This is a genomic window from Viscerimonas tarda, from assembly GCF_054601255.1.
This window is the reverse complement of sequence record NZ_BAAHWV010000009.1, coordinates 56193-77320: the sequence shown is the minus strand read 5'-3', so window position 1 is coordinate 77320 and position 21128 is coordinate 56193. Positions and strand designations below refer to the sequence as shown.

The 21128-nt window shown below is 42.4% G+C and carries 17 protein-coding genes; 13 read left to right on the top strand and 4 right to left on the bottom strand.

Annotation, left to right across the window (positions count from 1 at the left end):
- Nucleotides 1–6: 6 nt before the first annotated feature.
- A complete protein-coding gene (locus tag ACYPWY_RS05725) occupies nt 7–546 on the bottom strand; it encodes a hypothetical protein (protein ID WP_459684474.1) in 540 nt (179 codons plus the stop codon).
- Nucleotides 547–565: 19 nt separating this feature from the next.
- Here ACYPWY_RS05725 and ACYPWY_RS05720 point away from each other — a divergent pair, with 19 nt between their 5' ends.
- From ACYPWY_RS05720 to ACYPWY_RS05690, 7 genes are all read left to right on the top strand, one after another.
- A complete protein-coding gene (locus tag ACYPWY_RS05720) occupies nt 566–925 on the top strand; it encodes a hypothetical protein (protein WP_459684473.1) in 360 nt (119 codons plus the stop codon).
- Between the two features lie 101 nt (nt 926–1026).
- Nucleotides 1027–2211 carry an RHS repeat domain-containing protein gene (locus ACYPWY_RS05715; protein WP_459684472.1) on the top strand — a complete coding sequence of 395 codons (1185 nt, stop codon included), beginning with the start codon at nt 1027–1029 and terminating at the stop codon, nt 2209–2211.
- Entirely contained in the window at nt 2208–2459 is a 252-nt protein-coding gene (locus tag ACYPWY_RS05710) for a hypothetical protein (protein ID WP_459684471.1), read from the top strand. Before ACYPWY_RS05715 ends, ACYPWY_RS05710 begins: the two co-directional genes overlap by 4 nt.
- A 248-nt stretch (nt 2460–2707) precedes the next feature.
- Nucleotides 2708–3940, top strand: coding sequence for an exodeoxyribonuclease VII large subunit (gene xseA / locus ACYPWY_RS05705; protein WP_459684470.1), 1233 nt, complete (start codon nt 2708–2710; stop codon nt 3938–3940).
- A gap of 101 nt (nt 3941–4041) precedes the next feature.
- Nucleotides 4042–5274, top strand: a complete 1233-nt coding sequence (locus tag ACYPWY_RS05700; protein WP_459684469.1) for a nucleoside recognition domain-containing protein — start codon at nt 4042–4044, stop codon at nt 5272–5274.
- Nucleotides 5275–5625: 351 nt separating this feature from the next.
- Entirely contained in the window at nt 5626–6153 is a 528-nt protein-coding gene (locus ACYPWY_RS05695; RefSeq protein WP_459684468.1) for an SPOR domain-containing protein, read from the top strand.
- 92 nt (nt 6154–6245) lie between these two features.
- A complete protein-coding gene (locus ACYPWY_RS05690; RefSeq protein ID WP_459684467.1) occupies nt 6246–7004 on the top strand; it encodes an MBL fold metallo-hydrolase in 759 nt (252 codons plus the stop codon).
- A 54-nt stretch (nt 7005–7058) separates the two neighbouring features.
- Here the strand turns inward: ACYPWY_RS05690 and ACYPWY_RS05685 are convergent, their stop codons facing one another.
- On the bottom strand, nt 7059–7526 hold the full coding sequence (locus ACYPWY_RS05685; protein ID WP_459684466.1) for a copper resistance protein NlpE: 468 nt from the start codon (nt 7524–7526) through the stop codon (nt 7059–7061).
- 180 nt (nt 7527–7706) lie between these two features.
- Nucleotides 7707–9545: an LTA synthase family protein gene (locus tag ACYPWY_RS05680; RefSeq protein ID WP_459684465.1), complete on the bottom strand. Its 1839-nt coding sequence runs from the start codon at nt 9543–9545 to the stop codon at nt 7707–7709.
- Between the two features lie 136 nt (nt 9546–9681).
- On the opposite strand from ACYPWY_RS05680, the gene ACYPWY_RS05675 reads away from it, so the two are divergent.
- The gene (locus ACYPWY_RS05675) at nt 9682–11907 is read left to right on the top strand and encodes a TlpA family protein disulfide reductase (protein ID WP_459684464.1); all 2226 of its coding nucleotides are present in this window, start codon (nt 9682–9684) and stop codon (nt 11905–11907) included.
- A gap of 946 nt (nt 11908–12853) precedes the next feature.
- Here ACYPWY_RS05675 and ACYPWY_RS05670 read toward each other — a convergent pair.
- Nucleotides 12854–14878, bottom strand: a complete 2025-nt coding sequence (locus ACYPWY_RS05670) for a transketolase family protein (protein WP_459684463.1) — start codon at nt 14876–14878, stop codon at nt 12854–12856.
- A 480-nt stretch (nt 14879–15358) separates the two neighbouring features.
- Here ACYPWY_RS05670 and ACYPWY_RS05665 point away from each other — a divergent pair, with 480 nt between their 5' ends.
- From ACYPWY_RS05665 to ACYPWY_RS05645, 5 genes are all read left to right on the top strand, one after another.
- Nucleotides 15359–17089 (top strand): S41 family peptidase, encoded by a 1731-nt coding sequence (locus ACYPWY_RS05665; protein WP_459684462.1) that lies wholly within the window; start codon nt 15359–15361, stop codon nt 17087–17089.
- A 34-nt stretch (nt 17090–17123) separates the two neighbouring features.
- Nucleotides 17124–17723, top strand: a complete 600-nt coding sequence (locus ACYPWY_RS05660) for a DUF4290 domain-containing protein (protein WP_459684461.1) — start codon at nt 17124–17126, stop codon at nt 17721–17723.
- A gap of 131 nt (nt 17724–17854) precedes the next feature.
- Entirely contained in the window at nt 17855–18373 is a 519-nt protein-coding gene (gene rimM / locus ACYPWY_RS05655; protein WP_459684460.1) for a ribosome maturation factor RimM, read from the top strand.
- 395 nt (nt 18374–18768) lie between these two features.
- Complete coding sequence (locus ACYPWY_RS05650; protein ID WP_459684459.1) at nt 18769–20082, top strand: TolC family protein; 1314 nt, start codon at nt 18769–18771, stop codon at nt 20080–20082.
- Nucleotides 20083–20089: 7 nt separating this feature from the next.
- Entirely contained in the window at nt 20090–21127 is a 1038-nt protein-coding gene (locus ACYPWY_RS05645; RefSeq protein WP_459684458.1) for an HlyD family secretion protein, read from the top strand.
- The last annotated feature ends 1 nt before the right edge of the window (nt 21128 follow it).

The window sequence follows — 21128 nt, the reverse complement described above, 5'->3', positions numbered from 1 at the left end:
GGTATTTCATTCGTGTTTTAAATTATATTTCACCAAGAACGGATTATCTATTTCGGGATTATTGGAATCAATGATGAGCTTTTGTTCTTCTGAAAGATTATCCATATAGTAATATGTTAAATCGATAAATGGATTACTTTTAATTCCTCGGTCATACATGATAATGGATTCTCCATAAAAATCAGGGAAAAGAAATTGTATATTTTCTTTCGTTTTGTCAAAGACAACGGCTTTTTGAGTTTCCTTATCAAAAAATACATAACGAAATTTTAATTCCCCATAATCAATGGCGCAGATTCTATATTTTGAAGATTCGTGATTGTAGATTATTTTTTGGTTCAATCTTTTTTCCCCCACAAAATCTTTTGCCTGTGTTACTTTTTCGGATTGAATGTATTTTCTTAAATCATCAATTTCTTTTTGAGTATTATTTTTTTCTCCGAAATTCCATGAAAAAATGGTATTGTCGGATAAATTTATTATTTCATTGATAGGTGAAAGTGAGAAAAATACACTGCCATTATACCTGACGGAAGTATTATTCACATAAAACCAAAATATTGACATGAGAAATAGGACTGAAATATTAAAGGAGCTAGTTTTACTTCAGGACAATATTAAAGCATTAGAAAAAGAACTCTCTCAATATCCCTGGGATACTGATAAGCCTCTGTTCAACATTAGCATAAAAGATTTTGTTAATGTTTTAAAAAGAAGTCTTGAGAACGAGATTGATTTTGAAACATTGACAAATTGGGCTAATGCAATAGAATGTAGAGATGATTTGGATTTTTCAAATGAAGAAATGAAAGAGATGATATTTGAATTGGCTAATCCGGAAATAAATGGCAAAATAACGAAAGAACGATTAAATGAATTTTTGTCTGAAATAGACCATGGTTCTCCTTTTGGCGCAAGTTTGTAACTTGTGCCTAAAATACAGGCAGTTTTCAATTGCCACGAAGTTGTAAACTTCGTAAATTATCGACACAAGTTGCAAACTTGCGCCAAAGGGGGGTCGATCCGGTGGAAAACACAGGCAAGCCGCCATATACACAGCCCAACTCCAGCCTGAAACGGCAATATGCAGGCAACAAAGTTTACGAAAACAGCGTTCTGAAGAAAATTTTGCTGCCAAACGGCTATTTTGAGAATGGAAATTACTACTTTTACCTGCGCGATCATTTGGGGAACAATTGCGTGGTGGCAAATGCCAACGGCGAGATACAGCAAAGCTCGCACTACTACCCGTTCGGTAAGGTAAACGAGTATGAAAGCGGCGGACAGTCGTTTCAGCCTTACAAGTTTGGGGGCAAGGAGGATGAGCCGATGTTTGGATTGGGCCTGTATGATTTTGAAGCCAGGCAGCTGGACAAGGTAGTACCGAGGTTTACAACTATGGATCCGCTGGCTGAGAAGTATTATTCGATTAGTCCGTATGCCTATTGTGCCAATAATCCGGTGAGGTTTGTGGACCCGACAGGGATGAGGAAGATCGATCCAGTACCTGGAACTCTACCAAATCCTCAGAGGGAAGTAAATGTGGATGAGATTAGTACTCAGGAGGCGCAAAAAGAAGGTTTTCTCACAATTCTAAGTAATGGCTTCAAAAGTTTCTTGTTCGGGGATATGGATAATCCACCACCCGACCTGCAAGGAGCCGATTTAGCCCAATTCCAACTGGAAGAATTAGAGCAAGGAGGAGCAAGGGCAGAATCAGCGGCCAATTATATAGAAGCGCTAACTGACGGAATGACAGCTATCCATCCTTTTGGCTCGGCCATAGAAATGATAGCTAAAGCTGCAACAGGCCAGGAAATAACAGCTGTTGATGCTGCTTTTGCAATTGCAGAAATAGTACCGGTTGGGAAAATTGCTAAGGTTGGAGAAATTGCTAAATTTGCTGACAAAGCAGGTGATGCAGCGAAAGGAGGGACAAAAGCAGTAAATGGAATTCAAATTACAGGCTTTACGAAACATGGTTTAAATAGAGCTATTGAGAGAGGTGTAAAACCTTCAGGAATTATAGATGCTGTAAGGAATCCATTAAAAACAGGAAATGTAGTAATTGATCAGTTTGGGCGCTCAAGTCAACGATTTGTAGGAAAATCCGGGGAAGTAGTGATTAATCCACAAACTGGACAAATTATATCTGTAAATCCCACATCAACAAATAAAGTAGATAAGCTTACAAAACAATTAGGAAAATGATAGTTAAACTAACTAAAGATCAGTTTGATTACTTGAACTGTAGTCTCTCTGAACAAAGAGAAATCTTAGAATTTCCATTAAAGGAAGAGGGTAGCTTCGTCTTTATTGAAGTTGACAATGATAGGGCAGATAAAATAAGAGATTGGGCAATGGATGAGCAATTACGAATAGGATTTGATATTAATTATGAGTTGACCATAGAAGGTAAAATATTAGAAGGAATAATAGATGCGTTTTTTCAGGGATAACTGCGAACTAAATAAACTGTCTTATGAATATTGAAAATGAAATATTAATTAATCAATATGGACAGAATTTGGTTCTGATTGATTTATTAAAACAGAGATTTGGCGCAAGTTTGTAACTTGTGCCTAAAATACAGGCAATTTTCAACTGCCACGAAGTTGCAAACTTGCGCCAGGGAGGACAGATCTATAAAAAGTAGATCCTCTCAAATTGTAAAACTAAGCCTAAAACAACATTATCTTCCCCACCCATGACCCCCATACTATCACTCCTAGAACTAAACCACAAAATTCGGAATGTTGTTTCGGACAGATTGCCCGATCTTTTTTGGATTAGGGCCGAGACTAGCGATGTGCGCGAGAATCAGAACGGACATTGTTACTTGGAATTTATAGAAAAAGACAGCCGGAACAAAACCGTTGTGGCAAAGGCGCGCGGCTCAATCTGGGCGAATGTGTTCCAAATGCTGAACCCGTATTTTCAGCACGAGACGGGACAAGCGTTCGTCTCCGGTTTGAAGGTATTGGCGCTGGTCAGCGTTGAGTTTCACGAGTTGTATGGATTCAGCTTGAATGTCCACAATATCGACCCTAGCTATACCTTGGGCGACCAGGCACGAAACCGTGCGCTGATAATCAAACAATTGGAAGAGGAGGGCGTTTTGGGGCTGAACAAGGAGCTCGAACTGCCGGATGTAACGAATCGGATTGCTGTGATTTCTTCACCTACGGCTGCCGGTTATGAGGACTTTTGCAACCAGTTGAACAACAATAAACAGGGCTTTGTTTTTTACGCCAAACTTTTTCCGGCAATCATGCAAGGCGACAAGACCGAGCAATCGGTGTTGGCTGCTCTCGACAGAATAAATGCGCATACCGATTGCTTTGATGCGGTTGTCATTATCAGGGGTGGAGGAGCGGCATCCGATTTAAGCGCCTTCGATTCGTATCTGCTGGCGGCAAGTTGCGCACAGTTTCCGCTGCCTGTGATAACGGGAATAGGGCACGAACGCGATGATACGGTATTGGATATGATTGCTCATACACGGCTGAAAACGCCTACTGCCGCCGCCGGGTTCCTTATCGAAAGAATGAGCGAAACGGAAGAAAATCTGCTCTTTAGTCAAAACCGGATGATTGAAAGTGTAAACGGCATTTTATCCGGCGAATTTCTGCGAATCAATACGCTGACGACCCATTTTTCGTATTTGATTAAGGGAAAAACCAAAGACCAGCTGGCCGAACTCAACCGCATGAGTTTGCAGCTAAAAAATAGCGCTTACGTGTTTATGCAGCGAAAAAAGCACCAGCTGGAATCGAAAGAACAGCATCTTGCTTTGGCATCTCCCGAAGCTATCTTGAAGAAAGGATATACCTTGACCTTGAAGGACAATAAAATACTGAAATCTGTATCGGAAATCAATTCGGGCGAGCAAATTATTACCTTGTTTAAAGATGGCAGAGCAACATCTGTTGTTGAATAAAATGAAAATTGTATCTTTGGAGGCTAAAAGAATTAGCAAATTGGCAAATGTGGTAATTAGCAAATTAACTCGTAACTTGTAACTCGTAACTAGTAATTATAGTGGCTCTGAATTATATCTGGATTGCGTTTATTCTGATTGCCTTTGTTGTAGCTTTGGTGAAGTTGCTCGTTTTTGGTGATGTGGAAATTTTTACCATTATCATGAAATCGACTTTCTCCACAGCCGAACAGGGATTCACTATTTCACTCGGACTGACAGGTGTTTTGTCCTTGTGGATGGGCATTATGAAGATTGGAGAAAACGGGGGCATGGTACGGGTCTTTTCGCGATTGGTAAGCCCGCTGTTTCGCCGCTTATTTCCCGATATACCCAAAGACCATCCGGCGGCGGGCTCTATATTGTTGAACATCTCGGCCAATATGCTGGGACTGGATAATGCGGCTACGCCTGCGGGACTGAAAGCCATGCAGGAATTGCAGGAAATAAATCCCTCGAAAGATAAAGCTTCCAATCCGATGATTATGTTTCTGGCGCTCAATGCATCGGGGCTGACCTTGATTCCTGTATCGGTGATGACGATTCGCGCACAGATGGGCGCCGGTAATCCCTCGGACGTTTTTATCCCGATAATGATAGCCACCTTTATGGCTACAATGGTTGGCGCACTGGCTGTTTGTATAAAGCAAGGGATCAATATATTCGACAAGGTTATTCTGGGCACATTCGGCGGAATGATGCTACTTATTGCCGGAACGGTATGGGTATTCCGGTCGATGACGGAAAGGCAGGTCGAACTGGCCTCGGGTCTTGTTGCCAATATCATCCTGTTTGGAATCATTATTTTGTTTATTATAAGCGGCCTCCGGAAGAAAGTAAATGTTTACGAATCCTTTATCGAGGGGGCGAAAGACGGATTTTCGACCGCGGTGAGGATTATCCCTTTCCTGATAGCCATATTGGTCGCAGTGGGGATGTTCCGCGCATCGGGAGCCATGGACTTTATCATCGACGGCGTAAAATACAGTATCAACCTTTGCGGATTCGACAACCGCTGGGTGGATGCGCTGCCTACCGCATTGATGAAACCCCTTAGCGGAAGCGGCGCAAGAGGCATGATGGTGGACGCAATGGCAACCAACGGGGCAGATTCTTTTGCCGGACGATTGGCCTGTATTTTTCAAGGATCGACTGATACAACGTTCTATCTCGTAGCAGTTTACTATGGCAGCGTGTATATCCGCAATAGCCGATATACCGTTCCGTATGCTCTGTTGGCCGATTTGGCAGGAGTTGTTTCGGCCATATTTGTAGCGTATTTGTTTTTTGGGTAAATCCCCCACTCCCCGTAGGGGCAGGGCTGTTAGATTATTTTGCTAAGTTCTTTGAAATTTTTTTTGTACACAAAAAAGCTCATGAACCTAACGGGTATATCTATTTTTTCATTGCTTTTTCCTTGCTCGTGGAATTTTTCAATATGAAAATGCGTAAAAATTCTAAACCGGTCAAACTAAAGGATTCCTCCATTATGGAGGTTGAAAATAAAAGAGAATCAGCCGGATAAATAATCGGCGCCAAACAATAATTGAGCAAGTATTGTGTTTTAAATATATAAACTATTGCCCCATTTTGTAGTAATAATAAAGAAAATATTATCTTTGTGAAATAATAAAAACCTGTAAATTATGAATAAATTATTTGGATTAGGTCTTCTTCTGACTCTGTTGGTTGGTTTTGGAGCTTGCAAACCAAAACAAAGCGCTTACAAGTCTGTTTATGAAGCTGCTAAAGAACGTGAAGTGGGGGAAAATACTCAAACTACAACTGCAGTTAATAAACCGGCTTATCCGGTTTATACTTCTCCGTCGAATAATTACGATAACGAAAAAGTTCGACAAGAAAAAATCACTCCGGTGTATGCAGCCGACGCTTCGGGCTTGAGAGCATACAGCGTAGTTATCGCTTCGCTGGCTGTGAAACCGGGCGCTGAAGCATTGAAAACAAAAATGGAAAATGATGGCTACCGCGTTATTCTTGCTCAAAACGAACAAGGCATGTACCGCGTTATTATCGCCAGCTTCGACGACAAAGCAGCGGCGGTGGAAAAAAGAAATGAAATAAGAGATAAATACCTGCCAAAAGGAAACGACTTTTTGCGCAGAACATATGGTATTCCTTTCGACGATCTTTGGATTCTGCAAAGGCAATATTAATTGAGTGAAAAACTAAAAGTGAAAAGTGAAAAATAATTTTGTTGTTTTTCACTTTTCTTTCTTCTCGTAACTCGTAATTTGTAACCCGTAACTTGAATATAAAATTTACAGGAACCGGCACATCCACCGGAAACCCCGAAATTGGCTGCACTTGTGAGGTGTGTACTTCTAACGACAGAAGAGACCACCGCCTCAGATCGTCGGTTTTGATTAAAATTGACGGCAAGAATATTTTGATTGACTGCGGCCCCGATTTCAGGCAGCAAATGCTGAATGTGGCATTTGAAAAACTGCAGGGGGTTCTTATTACCCACGACCATTACGACCATGTTGGCGGATTGGACGACCTGCGCCCTTTTTGCCGCTTCGGAGGCATTGATATATACGGCGAAGAACGTGTGTGCGAGGCATTGAGAACCCGCTTTTCATATTGTTTTCAGGACGTGAAATACCCGGGCGTACCCAATCTTTCGCTAAGAATAATTGACAATACTCCCTTCCAAATCGAAGACATCCCTGTTTTGCCCATACGGCTGATGCACGGCCAGCTACCCATATTAGGCTACCGCATAGGCAACACGGCCTACCTCACCGATTTAAAGTACATCCCCGAAGAAGAATTCGTAAAACTTCAACACCTCGACACCCTTATAATCAATGCATTAAGAATTGCGCCCCATCATTCGCACCAGAATTTGGACGATGCCCTGGCCAATATACGCCGCATTGCCCCCCAAAAAGCCTACCTGATACATCCCAGCCACCACATAGGACTACAAGCCGAAGTAGAAAAACTGTTGCCCAAGAACGTTTTTTTGGCTTACGATGGGCTGGAGATAGAGTCGGAATAATTGATAAATGAAAAAATACCCCTGCCTGAGAACAAGGCAAAGGCATTTTTCCGCTTAGTTTGGTACGGTGCACTCTTCTATGTTTTTCGTCAAAACATACATGTCGGCCAGTTCGCCGGTAATGGGCTTGCCTTCCATATCAAACTGAAATAGCCTGTTTTCGCCCACCTTGTAGTAGTATGGCCTGGTTTTGTCGCTAAGAATAACGGATCCTCCGTCTTCAGTCCACTCAAATGTTCCCGTAAACTGTTCGCTGTCTCCTTTTTTACCAATGTACCGGTAACTCATTTGATAGGCGCCATCTTCGTTCAAGGTAATATGAACGTCAATACCTTCGCAATCGGCGCAGGGAATAACACCGGTGTAAGTACCTGGCCAATCCAAACTGTTTTGCGAGTTGTGAGCGCTGTCAATGGCATTACTCTGCCCGGCATCAACGTTATCACTTTGCTTCTGTTTGCATGATTGAAACCCTGCCAACAAGGCAACCACAATTGCCAGAAAAATCATTTTTTTCATCATATTCAATAGTTTTAAAGAGTAGTTAATATAAAACAAACCTTACAAAGAAATTGTTTAAAAAACTGTCTAAAAATAGCAATATTTTACGGTGAATAATTGCCGATAATCATAATTTAAAACAGTAAATATTTATATTTATCTGATTATCAGTATAATAATAAATGACTTATCATTAACCTTTTACCGCCCCTGTATATCATCATACAAGCATTGCAGCAACGCTTTTCCTTGCAACAACAGGCTGTCGGTTCCGGCGCCTTCCAGCAGGATGGCTTTTTTGCTGTCGCTGTCGTAGGCGACTTTTCCTGTTTCCGAAATCATGCCGAAGCCGTTGGGGAAGGTGTAAAAGGCAAAACTGTTGACCGATGGGTTCAGTATATTTTTGCTGAACGTGAATTCATCGGAGGCAATATTCAACTGGTGCAACAGGATGGAGGCTATGTCGGCTTGCGAACACAGCTTATCTATTACCGCCGGTTCTTTCAGGGATCCGCCTAGCCAGAGCATAAATATGTCGTGCCGGTCGGGGCTAAAGTGTTCCAGGGTTTTTGGGAAGCGCATATCGTGGTCGGGAACGAGTACAACTAAGGAGTTGTTCCATTGCGGACTTTGTTTCAGCTTGTCGATGAACAGTCCCAGACAACTGTCGGTGTAGGCTACCGAATTGAGGTAGGGCTCCTCAAATTTGTTTGTGGGAACATCAAATGGCTCGTGGCTGCTCAGCGTCAGGAATATTTTAACAAAAGGTTCTTGCTTTTCTTCGACAACATCTTTGGCAAACCGCTCGAAAGTAAAGGCATCTGGAACGCCCCATTTTGTCAACCGCATATTCATCGGAAAGTCGGTATCCTCGGTTAAGTCGGTGATATTTTGGGTTACGGCAAACAGTTTCATCTGGGCAAAATCGAGGTCGCCACCGTAGAGGAAAGAGCCCTTGTAGCCGTTTTGTATCAACGATTTAGGTATCGAACTCAGTGTTTGCACCTTTTTGGTGTATTTCAGTATCGACATGTTTGGCTGTGCCGGATAACCTCCTAATACAGAGACAATCCCCCTGTCGGTGCGAAAACTGTTCGCGTACATTTTGCGAAAGAAAACTCCCTCTTCCGTCAATTTATTCAGGTTGGGCGCCACGCCCTCTACCCCGCCGAGAGGTTCCACTATCTTAGCCCCAAAACTTTCCATAATAATAAAAATAATATTCGGGCGATCGGTAGTCAGCAATCGAGGTATCGAATCCTGCTCGTTGTGGCGCATTAAGTCGTCCATTATTTCGTGAGCAACTTTATCGTCCATGAAACGGAATTGCTTGTTGAAATCCTTCTGCTGCTTCAAGGAGTAAAACATGTTGAACACAGGATTCAGGGCGGCATGATTCAAAAACATATTTTCGCTGAAATAAACGTATCCCGGGTTCATCGTAGAGGTAGTTACTCCACCGCGAATGGGAATAAACATCAAGCCCAGCAAAACAAGTAGCGCAATTGCCGGTTTTATTTTACTCTTGGCCGATTCGATTGGGAATCTGTCGATTACAATCTTTTTCAGAACAAAAAACTGCAAGAAGCTCCAGATTGCCATAACAACAAAAGAAGCGATGCCCACATACCAGGGCATACTGGCAAAAACTTCTTTGGGCGAACCGAGATAAGCAAAAATAGTAGAATCGATGCGGAAGCCCCAAAAAGAATACAAATGCAAATCGGGGACGAATATAATGGAGATGGCAATACTTATAAATATAAAATAGACCTTGAGTATTGGCTTCAAACACTTTGTAAACCAAACAGATAGAAGAATAAGTATGCCGGGGATAATCATCAGGTAACCGGACATCGACAAATCCATCGGCAAGCCCGAGAGCGCCACCCTGAACCAATCGCCCCAACTCAATGCACCGGACTGGTCGAGATGGTACAACAAGAACAGCGGTTTTTGTATAACAAACAGTAAAACGAGTGTGATATAGGCTGATAGAAATAAATAAAGCCTTGTTTTGCGGAGATTTTGCATAATCATGGATACAGTAATTTTTGAGAGTACAAATATACGAAGGATAAATGAAAAACGGGTATTTAAAAATAACGAACTAATCCTATTCAAACTGCATTATTTTCACTATATTTGACACCGTATCTATAAAAATACTCAGTCCATGAAAAAAATTATTCTAGCATTGATTCTCGGCATATCTGCCACCTTTACTGTTTCGGCAAAAGACAAAGTTATTGTAAATCCCGAGGTGGATTTTACTAATAATGGTGTTATCCATTTCACCAAAATTGAATTGGGTAAAAATGAAACACGAATGTATATGCACTGTACTTATGTCCCCCGCATGTGGGTGAGGTTCCCCAGTACAAGCTACATCGAAGATAATGCAACCGGCGAAAAATGGCAGGCCACAGGCATCCTGAACGGCGAATTTGACAAAGAGATTTACATGCCTGCTTCCGGCGATTCCAGTTTTGTGCTGATATTTCCGAAATTGGATAAAAAAGTTACGAAGATTAATTTCAAAGAGATAGAAAAGGCCGGCGGATGGGAAATCTACGGTATTTCGCTCGACCCAAAAGCCATACAAAAACCGAAAGCTGCCGTTCCTGCCGAAGTGCAGACTTGGTTAGACGGCGAGGTAGCAAAAAGCAAACGAAAATCGTTGATGGATTTCAAAGCCGACGAGTTTTTCTCGAAAGATACCGCCCGGCTGGTGGGGTACTTCAAAGGTTATGACCCGCGCATCGGATTTTCTGCCGGAATAGTCTATGCCAATAACGTTGCTACCAGAGAAGATTTTCCCGTTGTTATCAAAATTCACGAAGACGGACGTTTTGAAGGAGACATTCCGATGCGTTTTCCTGAAAATTTAATGCTTATATTTAATGGTCTTCGTGTCAAGTTCTACATGCAGCCGGGCGAAACCTTGTCGATACTGTTAGATTGGGAGAAATTTCTGATAGCCGGTAGAACGAGAAACAGCCGGTACATGTATCCAACTCTGTTTCGGGGCGCTTCGGCACAGATAAACAAAGAGCTGAGTGCATTCGGGGAACAATTGCCCGAATTGCCATACCAGAAGATTCATGATAACACGGGTAAAAAAGAACCGGATGAATACAAAACCTATCTGGCATCTGTTACGGCAGGTTATACCAAGCAGTTCAAGCATTTATTGGAAACAGAAAAGCTCTCGGAACAAACAAAAAAAATATTGCAGGATAATTATCAAATAGAATATGCTTATTTTCTAATGGATTACGCCTCCGGCTATACCAGAGAACCAAACAAAAATTTGCCTGTTGAGTTTTACTCCTTCTTGCAGGATATGCCGATGAATGATAAAGAATTGTTATCAACATCCTATTTTAGCAATTTTATCAATCGCTTCGAATATGCAGCGCCTTTCAACAATATAATGAGTACGAGTCAATCTAAACAACCTGAAAAAAACTTTACTCAATACCTTTTTGAAGAATTGGGGATAAAAAAAACGCCGGAAGATATTCGCTATATCGAACAGGTAGATTCTATCAAGAGCTATTTTGAACAGGCAAACATAACGAAAACAATAACGCAAGAAAAAATAAAAGAACTGGCAGAGGTAAGCAAAAAAGGATGGACGGAATTAGTAAAAAGACATGGCGAAGACAAATTTGACGCTTACAGAGAGAAATACGCTGCAGGTTTGCTTTCACAGACGGTAGGTGAACTTATGACTGAGACCCAGCGGCTAAAAGATTCGGTTTATGCAAATGTGCTAAAGCTGAAGCCGGGTATTGTATATGACATTACAAAAGTCAGGGCATTGGATAATCAATTAAAACATTCGTTTAAAGACCAGAAGAGAGAAGATGCCGGTATTTTCCTGAAAGGGCTTGAAGCCGGTATAGCCGAACCATTTCTGATAGAGGAATCAGAACGGTTGTTCCGAAAAAATTTCCCGCTGGAAAAAAGAACAGCTTATGAACTGCCAAATACCGCCGAAACAAAACTTTTTAAAGAAATAATTGCGCCCTACAAAGGCAAAATACTGTTGGTGGATTTTTGGGCGACATCGTGCGCTCCTTGTATCGGCGCCATTGAAAGGCACAAAGAATTCAGGCAAAAGAACAAAGGCAGCAAAGATGTTGATTTTGTTTTCATTACAGACGAAACCTCCCCCATTGACCGCTACAACAAGTTTGTAGAAGAACAAGAACTGACAAACACCTACCGCGTGAACATGGATGAGTATAAATACCTCCGTCAACTCTTCAAATTCAATGGCATCCCCAAATACATCATAGTGGACAGGGAAGGCAAAATATTGGATGAAGATGCCAATTCTTATTTATTTGAGCGGGATTTGAAAGAGATTTTGGAAGGGGAGAAAGCCCCCTAATCCCCCTAGTGGGACTTTTAGCTACGCCAAACTTTAGCTGGCGCAGACATGTTGTCCGTGCCTTGTATGCCACGTCTTTGGTGCAAGTTTGCAACTTGTGCCTATAATTTAGAAAGTTTATAACTTTCGGTAGTTGAAAACTACCTGAATATCGGGCACAAGTTAAAAACTTGCGCCAAACTGTGCCTTGTATGCCAACAAATGGACGGCCATTTTGCTGTTGGACACAGGCTGCAAGCCCGCGCCAGCGATGAGCGTTAACAATAATCCAATAGAACTTAAAAGAGGGTGTCTCAAAAGTCTGTCATCCCGTGCTTGACACGGGATCTCCTAACGAATATCATCTAGCTGTCAGGAGATTGCGGGTCGGAGCCCGCAATTGGAGCGGAGCGGAAATCGGCCTGAGCCAATGACAATCTAAAAAAAAGACTTTTGACACAACCCCCAGAGTGAGCCGAAAAAAGGCTACCCGAAAAAATCGAATAGCCTTTCTATAAAAAAAGTCGCACTGATGGAATAAGCCGAAACTCCTATAAACAGGATTTGAGTGCCCGACCCCTTTGTAATTTACTGTTGCCCCGTAAGGCAAACCCGAAGGTGTAACCCGCCATTGGAATCGATAAGCTTGTCTCGGTAATTTGTATTAGTTGATGAGTTTCCCAATCGACCAGCACGACTTATATCTATCTTTAAAGAACGTTTCCTGATTCAAATGTAAACAAATATTCCGAAAAGACCAAATATTACGCAAAATAATCTATCTTTTTTTGCTTTCGTTGCATTTGCAACTCGAACATCCGCAATTTCCTCGCTGCTCGTCCTTATTTAAAAAGAACATAACCGCTCTGTACCCTATCCAAGCTACGGACAGAATACCTATGATTGCAACAATTATTTCCTGTAACATACTATCCTCCTACTATTTTGAGAATCAGGATGTAGCAGATTATTTTTTCAAATAATCCTTCACCTGATTATACACATTCTGAGCTGTAAATCCGAGTTTTTCGTCCAGCACCTTGTAGGGAGCCGAGAAACCAAAGGATTCCAATCCCCAGATACGCCCGTTGTCTCCTGCCAATCCGAGCAAGTTAACCGGCAATCCGGCTGTCAGTCCGAATATTTTTTTACCTGCCGGAATAACCGAATTTTGGTATTCTTTCGATTGTGAGCGGAACAAGCCTTCGGAAGGAACCGAAACGATACGGGTTTTAATACCATCTTCGTGCAAAAGCTTAGCGCCGTCCACCAAGGTAGCTACTTCCGAACCCGACGCCAGCAGAATTACATCGTAATTGGCATCTTCCTGCACAATGTAAGCGCCTTGGGCAGCTTGCAAGGCATCGGCATATCCTTTCGCAGGCAAATCGTTGATATTCTGACGCGAAAGTATCAGGGCTGTTGGCGTAGAAGTGTTTTCGATGGCCATCTTCCAGGCGACAGTTGTTTCGTGTACGTCTGCCGGACGAAGAACCAAGGCCGAATTGTGTCCGTGATGATTTTTCAATTTTTCCATCAAGCGGATTTGCGCTTCCTGTTCCACCGGTTCGTGAGTGGGACCATCCTCTCCTACTCTGAATGCATCGTGCGTCCAGATGTATTTAACGGGCAATTCCATCAAGGCAGCCATACGAACAGCCGGTTTCATGTAGTCGGAGAAAACAAAGAACGTTCCGCAGGCAGCAATCACCCCGCCGTGCAAGGCCATACCATTACACAAGCAAGCCATTGTCAGCTCCGAAACGCCCGATTGCAAAAATGCGCCCGAAAAATCTTCTTTGCGGAAGATGGTTGTATTTTTCAGGAAGCCGTCGGTTTTATCCGAGTTCGACAAATCGGCAGAAGTTACAATCAAGTTTTCTACCTGCTTGGCCAATTCAGCCAATACGGTTGACGATGCCGCCCTTGTAGCCGCATTTGATTTTTGCTGGATAGCCGACCAATCAACCACAGGAACTTCATTGGCAAACCATTTGTTCATTTTTTCGGCCAAAGCCGGATTTGCTTTTGCCCAGCTCGCTTTATCAGCGTATTTTTTCGATACAATTTCTTTTAATTCTGCCGCACGTTTGGCATACAACTCCTTCACTTCGGGGAAGATAACGAAAGGATTTTCGGGATTTCCACCCAAATTCAGGACAGATTTCTGGAAACTCGCTCCCGATTCGCCCAAAGGCATTCCGTGCGTAGCGCATTTGTTTTCGTAGCTCGAGCCGTCTTCTTTTACCGCGCCTTTTCCCATAACGGTGTGCCCGATAATAATGGTCGGCTTGCTTTTTTCCAGCTTGGCTTCTGTCAGCGCCGCCCTGATTTCGGTGGCGTCATTTCCCTTGATGGAAATCACCCGCCATCCCCAGGCTATGTATTTTGCAGCCACATCTTCGTCCGTAACATCTTTTGTTTCGGTTGACAATTGGATGCCGTTTGAATCGTAAAACATCACCAAGTTATCGAGGCCAAGATGACCGGCCATACGTCCGGCTCCTTGCGAAATTTCTTCCTGCACACCGCCGTCCGATATAAAAGTATAGATGGTTTGATTCATCTGGTCGCCGAATCGGGCTTTCAGAAACTTGGCCGCAATAGCAGCTCCCACAGCGTAGGTATGTCCCTGACCCAATGGGCCTGATGTATTTTCCACCCCCCTGTTCACATCCACTTCGGGATGACCCGGCGTACAACTGCCCCATTGACGGAATTGTTGCAAATCGTCCATCGAATATTTGCCGGTAAGCGCCAGAACTGCATACAACATCGGCGACATGTGTCCCGGGTCGAGGAAGAAACGGTCGCGACATTCCCAAGCAGGATTTTCGGGATCATAGACCAAAAACTCCGAGAAGAGCACATTGACAAAATCGGAACCACCCATCGCGCCTCCGGGATGCCCCGATTTAGCTTTCTCCACCATTGATGCAGCCAATATGCGTATATTGTCTGCCGCTTTTTCCAGTACTTGAATATCATTCATAACTATTATATATTTTTTCTTTTTCTTTGGCAAAGATAATTAATTAAAAGCAGCCCACCAAAATCCAGAAACACCTCAACGACAAGTTATTGTGATACAACAATCCTTGCACGCCGCTTCTAATAGCCTATATGTCAATTAATAAACAGCTATGGCGCTCAAATAGTTTGTGTTATTTTTTTATTTTGCAGAATTTTAATAATGTGCTGATGTGTTGATGTGTTGATGTGCCAATGTGCTGATGTGAATTAATATAGGAGATTGCGGGTCGGAGCCCGCAATGACAATCAGTTTATCGTCGCTTCGCGCCAATTGGCATATTATTCACATCAGCATATCAGCACATTATTCTGCGTTTTTTATAAAGATATAACTTGTATCTGCTTTCCTGTGAATAAAAAAAGTTGTTTCTTTGTTGTTTGAAAAAATATAACAACAATCATATTTTACATTACCTATACTTAATTAATTGAATTATTGATGAAAAGCAAGCTTGGTGTTCTTCTGTTAATTTCATTTTCTTTCATCCAAACCATCCACTCACAGGGAAATGAGAGGCGTTATTTTGATATAAACAAAAATATAGAGGTATTTAATTCGGTTGTTAAGGAACTTGATTTGTTTTATGTGGATTCTATCAATACCGAGAAAACCATCCAAACCGGAATAGTAAATATGCTCGCAAGTTTAGACCCCTATACCAACTATATCACCGAAAAGGAGATGGACGACTTTAAGTTCATGACCACCGGCGAATATGCAGGGATAGGCTCATACATCGCCGCTCGAAAAATAAACGGTGCATACAGAGTGATAATTAGCGGGCCGTATGAGGGTATGCCGGCGGCAAAAGCAGGGCTCAGGGATGGCGATATAATTCTGGCTATTGATGACGATGACATGACCACGCTGGAAGAAGTACCCGTTTCGGACCCAAGCTACGGGAGCAAGTTAACGTCCAAAGTCAGTAACCTGCTGAAAGGGAAAGCCGGTACGGTAGTCAAAGTAAAAATAGAGCGCACCGGCGAAAAAAAGCCGCTGGAGTTTAAAATAACCCGCGAGAATATACAAGTGAGTTCGGTTCCTTATTACGGGGTGCTGGAAAATAATGTGGGCTATATCTCTTACACGGGATTCACCGACAAGAGCGCCCAGGAGGTGAAGAAAGCGATTCTCGACTTAAAAAAGCAAGGAATAACATCGCTTATCCTCGACCTGAGAGGCAATGGCGGCGGTATTTTGGAAGAAGCCGTTCAGGTTGTGAATTTCTTTGTGCCACGAGGCGAAGTAGTGCTATCGACAAAAGGAAAACTGAAACAAGCCGACAGGATATACCGCACAACTTTAGCCCCGATAGATACCGAAATACCTTTGGCCGTGCTGGTTGACAGAGGATCGGCTTCGGCTTCCGAAATAGTGTCGGGCGCGTTGCAGGACATGGACAGGGCTGTTATTATCGGTGAACGCACCTATGGCAAAGGGCTTGTGCAATTAACGCGCGAACTGCCCTATGGTGGAAACCTGAAAGTAACCACCTCGAAATATTACATACCGAGCGGACGATGCATACAGGCTATTGACTATACGCACCGCAACGAAGACGGCAGCGTAGGCCGCATACCCGACAGCCTGACGACTGTTTTCAGAACCGTTGCCGGACGCGAAGTGAGGGATGGCGGCGGTATTGTGCCGGATGTGGCCGTAAAAGAAGAAAAATCGCCAAGCATAGCCTATTATCTTGTAACACAGTATATTATTTTCGATTTTGTAACCGACTGGGCGAACAAGCATCCTCAGATAGCGCCCGCCGGAATATTCGGCATTAGCGATCAGGATTACGATGAGTTTAAAGCCTATCTTAAATCGAAAAAAGACTTTAAATACGATATGCTGAGCGAAAAATCGCTGGCTGCCCTGAAAGAAGTCATGGAATATGAAGGCTACCTGAATACGGCCAGCGAAGAATATAAAGCCCTGGAAGCCAAACTCTCCCCGGATATTGACCGCGACATGGAATCGTTCAGGGACGAAATAAAACAACTGATAAATCAGGAGATTGTGAAACGCTATTATTACAGAAAAGGCGAAATACAGGGCGGACTGAAAACCGACCAACAGCTGAAAGAGACCATTGAGCTATTGAGCAATCCTGTTCGATACAAAGAAATACTGTCGCCTTTGGCAAAGCAGCAAGCTACCCTGACTAACTAAAAACAAATAGAATAAAGAAGAAGAAAAACATAGAATGGAATATAACACTCAACTAAAAAGGCTGGCGCTTCCCGAATACGGAAGGAATATTCAGAACATGGTGGACTACTGCCTGACGATAGAAAACCGTGAAGACCGCAAACAATGCGCCGATACAATTATCAACATTATGGGGAACATGTTTCCGCATTTGCGTGATGTGAACGATTTTAAACATATTCTTTGGGATCACCTGGCCATCATGGCCGATTTCCAGCTCGATATTGATTACCCGTACGAGATTATCAGAAAAGAAGATTTGTTTTCCAAACCCGGAAAAATTGAATACAGCCAACCCGAAATGTATTACAGGCATTACGGAAAAACACTGGAAAAATTAATCAAACTAGCCGCCGACTATCCCGAGGGAAAAGAAAAAGAGCAATTGATATGGCTCGTTCTCAACCACATGAAAAAATCCTACACTCAATGGAATAAAGAGGTGGAAGATCCCAAAATCTTCCTGGATTTGTACGAATTATCGAACAAAAAAATAGATCTGAGAGGCTCGGGCATGAAACTTCCCGAAATGAAAGATTTCACTCCAAGAAAACAACAACAGCAACAACGAAGCAATTCGCAGAAGAAAAAATAAAGCCTCCTAAATCCCCCGTAGGGGGAGTTCTAAAGCCTCCTAAAGCTTTTACCTTTTCCTTTCTCCTTTTGGAGAAAGTACCCGTAGAGGGATAGAGGCCGGGGAGGTTGGAGGGGCTCTTTTTATTGTATATGATTACCCAAAACGAAGTATTTAAAATAGGCAAATTAATTAAACCGCACGGTATCAAAGGCGAAATATCCTTCGCTTTCGATAACGATATTTTCGACAGGGTGGACTGCCCCTACCTGATTTGCCTTATTGATGGTATTTTAGTTCCGTTTTTTATCGAAGAATACCGCTTTAAGGGAAAAGAAACCGCTTTAATAAAGTTAGAAGATATTGATTCGGCTGATAAGGTGCGCCAGCTGAATGGCGTAGAAGTTTATTTCCCCAGAACTTACCTCGAGGACAGAGAAGAAGAGGATGTTGATTATAGTTGGAATTATTTTATAGGCTTCCAAATCGTGGACGAAAAGCAAGGTGATATTGGCGTCATAGAAGACATTGACGAACTGACTATCAACACCTTGTTCCTAGTAAAAAATGATGACGAAGATATTATAATCCCCGCATCCGAAGCCCTCATCACCGGCATAGACGATAAAAATAAAATCCTGAGAATGGATTTGCCTGAAGGGCTTTTGTAGCCCCTCCAACCTCCCCGCAGGGCAGGGCTGTTAAGTTCTATAAATTATTGTTAAACGCTCTTTTTTGTGCCATCAGGGTTTTGCTGGTGAGCCTAAACTGAGCCTGCCATTTGGGTGTTAGACAATTTTTTCTCAATGGGGGCTATAAGTTATCAAAATTTTCGTACATTTGCAAAGCCAGAAAATGTGGCAATTTATGAAAGCGCTAGAACATAACACATTGATTTTCCGTATTGTATCTATCAGTTCCGCTCCAACAACTTTTCTTTGGGGCGACGTTCACCCTTTCGCACCAAGAATTTAATTCTTTCTTTCGGCAATACCGCCAAAATGTAAGGGCTTAGTTTTTTTGCCCTCACCTCAATCAATTTATTTTTTTAATAATTCAATTTTATATGAGTAAGTTATATTTCCTCATAGCGTTATTGCTATGTGTATCAAGTGCGTATGCACAAACGGAATTGAAAGTCGACGCAAGCCAAAGCCGTGTGCTTTCCATAGAAGAAATGTTTCGGCTGGCTGACGAAAACAACCGCAACATCCGGGTGGTTTCTTCCGCCGTCGAAGTAGCAAAAGAGGGCGTAAAAACAGCGAAGACCGCTTATTTACCCACTATTGACGCTTCACTACAGTTAAGTTATAACGGCAACGGCACAATTACAGACAGGGACTTTTCACATTCGTTTGTTGCACCAATCCCACATTTCGGCGCCAATTTTTCACTGGAAGTTTCACAGGTGGTTTTTGCGGGTGGAGCAATCCGCAACGGTGTGAAAATCGCCGAATTGCAGCAACAAATTACCACCCTGAACGCCGAACAGAAACGTCAGGAAGTGCGTTTTTTGATTGCGGGTAATTATTTGGAACTGTGTAAATTGCAAAATCAGTTGCAGGTGTTTGAAAGCAATATCGAGCAAACGCAACAGGTTTTGGAAAATATGCAAGCAAAAGTAAATCAAGGAGTTGCTTTACAAAATGATATTACGCGCTACGAACTGCAACTGCAAAACCTGAATTACGCGAAAATCCAGTTGCAAAATTCAATGTCGTTGCTGAATAATCAATTAACGGTCGCGGCAGGATTACCGCAATCTGTTGTTATTGTACCCGACAGCAACATTACAAAGACAATTTCAACAACCGACCATATACCCAACCCTGCAACAACATTGCCGGTACAAATGGCAGAAAATGCGAAAAAAATTGCTGAACACTCCGAGAAAATAACTCGAGCGGAACGGCTGCCACAAATTGCCCTGTTTGCAGGCGATTATTTCAACAGCCCTGTTTTGATCGAAATTCCCGCGCTCAACAAAAATTTCAACTATTGGGCGGTGGGTGTCGGTGTGAAATACAGTTTGGGCAACCTATACAAATCGGGAGCGAAAATCCGAGCCGGTCAGTTGGCTGCAAGGCAGGCGAATGAAGAAAAAGCCGCCTTCGAAGAACAAATTTCGCTTGCATTGAACGAAGCGTTTGTGCATTACAAAGAGGCGTTTGTGTTGCTCGAAACGAAAGAAAAAAGCGTAGAACTTGCCGTACAAAACTACCATGTCATTTCTTATCGTTACGAAAATGATTTGGCATTGATTACCGATTTGCTTGATGCCGCTTCGCAAAAGTTAGATACTGAATTGCAGACAATTAACGCAAAAATAAATATCATATATAATTATTATAAACTCAAATATATTTCAGGAACACTTTAATATTATCATGAACAAAAGAAAAGTCAAAAAAACAGTATTCAACATATTCGTTGGAGTATTAATAATCATAGGATTAGCATGGGTATGCTCTCGATTTATCCATTTGGGCAGGGTGGAATTTACCGACAATGCACAAGTCAAACAGTTGATTGTGCCGGTGAATTCCCGCGTACAAGGATTTATTTCCAAAATCTATTTCGATGAATATTCAACTGTCCGCCAAGGCGATACATTGGCGGTCATTGAAGATACGGAATTTCGTTTGCGTGTGGCGCAAGCCGAAGCCGATTATCAAAATGCGCTGTCGGGCAAATCGGCGATGAACACGACTATCTCCACCACGCAAAACAATCTTTCAGTGTCCGATGCAGGTATTGAAGAAATGAAAATCTTACTTCAAAATGCCGAAAAAGATTATTTTCGTTACAAGAAATTGTTAGCCGAAAATGCAGTTACTCAACAACAATATGATGGCGTAAAAACGAATTATGATGCAATGAAAGCCAAATACGAAATGCTGGTACGTCAAAAACAATCCACCAATCTTGTCAAAACCGAGCAAACGCAACGTTTAGAGCAAACCGAATCCGGTATCAAATTGGCGGAAGCAGCTTTGGATTTAGCCAAACTAAATTTGTCTTATACGGTTATCCTTGCGCCTTGCAATGGGACGACCGGACGCAAAAACATTCAGGCGGGGCAACTTATCCAACCCGGACAAACCATTGTAGATGTGGTGAACGACAACGATAAATGGATAGTTGCCAATTACAAGGAAACACAAACGGCAAATATCAAAGACGGTCAGGAAGTGGAAATAGAGGCTGATGCTGTTCCGGGTATCACGTTCAAAGGGGTTGTAAAATCTGTTTCACGTGCCACCGGTGCAAGTTTTTCGTTGCTTCCACAGGATAATTCCGCAGGGAATTTTGTAAAAATACAGCAACGTATTCCGGTGCGAATAGAGTTTTCCAAAGAAAACAAGCCCGAAGATATGAAGTGTTTGGGAAGTGGAATGAATGTGGAATGTACGGTAAAATATTGAT